General features: G+C 62.2%; 2 protein-coding genes. One reads left to right on the forward strand and one right to left on the reverse strand.

The genetic code is table 11. From position 1 onward, the window contains the following. Window positions 1–215: 215 nt before the first annotated feature. On the forward strand, window positions 216–1,739 hold the full coding sequence (locus AHiyo1_RS20740) for a UDP-N-acetylglucosamine 1-carboxyvinyltransferase (protein WP_059389848.1): 1,524 nt from the start codon (window positions 216–218) through the stop codon (window positions 1,737–1,739). A 150-nt stretch (window positions 1,740–1,889) separates the two neighbouring features. Here AHiyo1_RS20740 and AHiyo1_RS20745 read toward each other — a convergent pair whose 3' ends face one another. Continuing rightward, window positions 1,890–2,714: an endonuclease domain-containing protein gene (locus tag AHiyo1_RS20745; RefSeq protein WP_059389847.1), complete on the reverse strand. Its 825-nt coding sequence runs from the start codon at window positions 2,712–2,714 to the stop codon at window positions 1,890–1,892. Window positions 2,715–3,007: the final 293 nt, after the last annotated feature.

A 3,007-nucleotide genomic window follows, 5' to 3' on the forward strand; every position in this document is an offset into this window, starting at 1 on the left:
CCCAACTGACTCGCAGTTGTTGTCGTTTTGACGCCCCAAAACGACAACAACTGCGAGCTACTTGGGTATTGGGCGGGCCGCCATCCGGCAGCCCCGGGCACGCGACGGCGGCCGTTGCGACTTACTTATCGCACGAGGCGACTAGCGCTTGGCTGAATCAGCGGGTTGCGTCGCAGAATCTCCAATTCTTAGACCATCTGTGATATTTATTGATCATGACGCAACCGACTGCCGAACATGTAGGTCTCCTCCTTCGCGACGCCCGCGGCGAAAAGGGCTGGACACAGGGACAGCTCGCCTCGGAACTGGGCACCAGCCAAAGCGCCATTGCCCGCATGGAACAAGGCAAGCAAAACCTCAGCCTGCGCATGATCGAGCGCCTCGAGTCGATCTTCGGACGAACCATCGTCAAGGTCGGCAAACGGCAGATGACCCACCTGCGCGTGGAGGGCGGACGTACGCTCTCCGGCTCGGTGGACGTCAACAGCAGCAAGAATGCCGGCGTCGCACTGCTTTGCGCGAGCCTCATCAACCGCGGCACCACCACCTTGCGGCGGCTCGCCCGGATCGAAGAAGTCAACCGGATCGTCGAGGTATTGACCTCCATCGGCGTCGAATGCACCTGGCTGAACGGCAACGATCTGCGCATCCGCCGCCCGGAAACGCTGGACCTCGCCTCCATGGACGTGGAAGCCGCACGCCGCACCCGCAGCGTCATCATGCTGCTCGGCCCGCTCCTCGATGAGGCTGCCTCGTACCAACTGCCCTACGCCGGCGGTTGCGATCTCGGGACCCGGACCGTGGAACCGCACATGCAGGCGTTGCGGCAGTTCGGACTCTCGGTGGAGGCCAAGTCGGGCTTCTATTCCGTGCAGGCGCCGCCGGCCGACGGCGAGCACCGCACCTTCGTGCTCACGGAGCGCGGTGACACCGTAACGGAGAACGCCATCATGGCCGCCGCACACCGCAGCGGTACCACGGTGATCCGCAATGCCAGCCCCAATTACATGGTGCAGGACCTTTGCTTCTACCTGCAGGGGCTCGGCGTGGTCATCGACGGCATCGGGACAACCACCCTGAAGATCACTGGGCGCCCGGCGATCGACGTCGACATTGAGTACTTCCCGTCCGAAGACCCGATCGAGGCCATGAGCCTGATCACCGCGGGCATCGTGACCAACTCGGAAGTCACCATCTGCAGGGTCCCCATCGAGTTCATGGAGATCGAACTTGCCACGCTCGAGCAGATGGGCCAACAGCTCGACATCTCCGGCGAGTACTTTGCGCGCAACGGACGGACGCGCTTGGTGGATGTCACCACCAAGCCATCACGGTTGCGCGCTCCGGAGGACAAGATCCATCCGATGCCGTTCCCGGGTCTAAACATCGACAACTTGCCGTTCTTCGCGGTCATCGCCGGCAACGCCGAAGGCCAGACCATGATCCACGACTGGGTCTACGAAAACCGGGCCATCTACCTGACCGAACTCAACAAACTCGGCGCCCAGGTTCAACTGCTCGATCCGCACCGCATCTACGTCAATGGCCCCACCAAGTGGCGTGGCGCGGAAGTCGGATGCCCCCCGGCACTGCGACCCGCAGCTTGCCTGCTGCTGGCCATGCTGGCGGCCCGCGGCACGTCCGAGTTGCGCAACATCTACGTGATTGAGCGCGGATACGAGGACCTGGCCGAGCGGCTCAACACCATCGGCGCCAAGATCGAGTACTTCCAGGACTGATGGGGGCGGAGAACGTCGGAATCTCCACGATTCGGACTGACCAGCAGGACATTCTGCTGGATCATCCGGAGTCAGCGTTCGCTCACCCCCGAAAACAATGGGTTTGCCTTCTGCGCCCTGGCGATGATCCGGCAAAATCCGTCGTTGCGATCACCTCTGTTCGTCGTGTAGGGCGAGGACGGCACGGATTTCGTCCATCACCTGCTCCGGGTTGTTCCAAATCTGCTCGGGGGCGAAGCTCAGGAGGTCAAAGCCACGTGCCTGTGCAGCGTTCAGGCGTGCCATATCTTTCCTCCAAGCCTCCCGCGAGCTGTGGAAGGCGTAGCCGTTGACTTCAACGATGAGCCACCGTCCAATGAGAAAGTCCACACGTCCCACGCCGCGGATTTTGACTTGGCGACGGAATGTCAGGCCTTCTGATTCGAACAGCAGACGGGCGCTGATCTCCGGTACGGATTCGGACAGGCCGTCTGCCTTGGCGAGAAGCCTCCTGGCGTTTCCGTAGTAGTTGGCGGAGATCTCGCTTTCGAGCAGGGCCCGCGGGATGCCGAACTGCTGTATGGCAGACTGCGCAATCGAAATGGCATCGACCTCTGGCAAGCAGACCAATGCATGAATCACAGTGTCCTCGACGGATGCCAAGGGGACGGCATTCTCCCGAGATAGGCGTAGGCCGCCATGCCGGACGAAGCCCCGGCCCCGGCAGTGCCGCGTAGCCAGGTGCACGCGCATGGGCTTGTCCTTGATCCACAGGCCGTAGCGTAAAGCTGCGCTCGCGCAGGTGACATGCCCGTTATTGAGGATCGCCGTGAGGTATTCCTGATCCGCTGACGGGAGGGCCCACACGCCTTTTCGCGGTTGGTGTGCCCCGGCGGAAGCCAACTTGCGGATGGCTGAGGGCGTATAGCCGCTGGCGCGCAGTAGGCCCACGCGCGCGACCCCACCCACCGTGGCAAGGAATTCCAAAGCATCCATGGATCCAGCTATCCATGGAATTGCGGCTGACGCCCCAGGGAATGTGCCGTATGTGGATGAGTTGGCGGACATTCTGCTGGATCACCCGGGGGTGGCTTATCGCTAATGCCCGGAAAATAGAGGCTGTCCCCCGGTCCTGTCGGAGTGATCCAGGAGAATCCCTCGGGCGGCCCGTAAAATCCCGGTCTGTCTCCGCAAGGCTGCCATGGCGCACAATTGATCCGTGCGCACTTTTGGTGTGGAGGAGGAGTTGCTGATCGTCGATCCCGTGACCGGCGAGCCGCTCGCGCTTG

It is taken from the genome of Arthrobacter sp. Hiyo1 (assembly GCF_001263615.2).
In the GTDB taxonomy this organism is placed as follows: domain Bacteria; phylum Actinomycetota; class Actinomycetes; order Actinomycetales; family Micrococcaceae; genus Arthrobacter.

What these genes read in the sequence shown, in the direction of transcription:
- AHiyo1_RS20740 (WP_059389848.1), top strand. Translation starts at nt 216, where the DNA reads ATGACGCAACCGACTGCCGAACATGTAGGTCTCCTCCTTCGCGACGCC.
- AHiyo1_RS20745 (WP_059389847.1), bottom strand. Translation starts at nt 2,714, where the DNA reads ATGGATGCTTTGGAATTCCTTGCCACGGTGGGTGGGGTCGCGCGCGTG.